This window comes from Bacillus sp. SIMBA_005 (genome assembly GCF_046535585.1).
GTDB classification, from domain to species: domain Bacteria; phylum Bacillota; class Bacilli; order Bacillales; family Bacillaceae; genus Bacillus; species Bacillus pumilus.
Genome location: NZ_JAWRWI010000084.1, coordinates 1 through 378 on the forward strand (window position 1 = coordinate 1; position 378 = coordinate 378).

Below are 378 nucleotides of genomic sequence, written 5' to 3' on the forward strand. Positions count from 1 at the left end.
AGCGCTAAAGAAGGTCACCTCTTCACCTGAATGGAAGCGGAAAATAAACGAACAGGACTGGGAAAGCTTTTATTTAAACAGCAGGGAAACGAAACGGTTTTTAGAAGAGCAATCTGCTTTTTATCAAAGCATCATGACAGGAAATTAAGATCCCGGCATCCCGGGATTTTTTTCATGCCGAAAATTGATCAAAAAGAACAAAACGGTTTTAAAAAGTTAAAAATACAAAAAAACCAAATTATTTACTTGCGGTTGGTTTTCCCATACGATGGCAAAAAGGCAAGACAAAAAGGGGAGTAAGGGAGAAAAAAATGTAAGCGGATTCATTTAAGGGGGAATGGATGTGTTAGCAATCTTAGGCTTTCTCATGATGCTTGT

At 37.8% G+C, this 378-nt stretch carries 1 protein-coding gene and 1 pseudogene; both read left to right on the forward strand.

The annotated features are described in order from the left end of the window. Positions 1-148 (forward strand): annotated as a pseudogene (locus tag SB660_RS19205) (tripartite tricarboxylate transporter substrate binding protein); the annotation flags it as partial. Positions 149-174: 26 nt separating this feature from the next. Next, a complete protein-coding gene (locus SB660_RS19210; protein WP_003233716.1) occupies positions 175-300 on the forward strand; it encodes a hypothetical protein in 126 nt (41 codons plus the stop codon). Positions 301-378 lie beyond the last annotated feature (78 nt).

Excerpts from the sequence above, each read along its gene's own strand:
- SB660_RS19210 (WP_003233716.1), top strand. The coding sequence starts at position 175 with ATGCCGAAAATTGATCAAAAAGAACAAAACGGTTTTAAAAAGTTAAAA.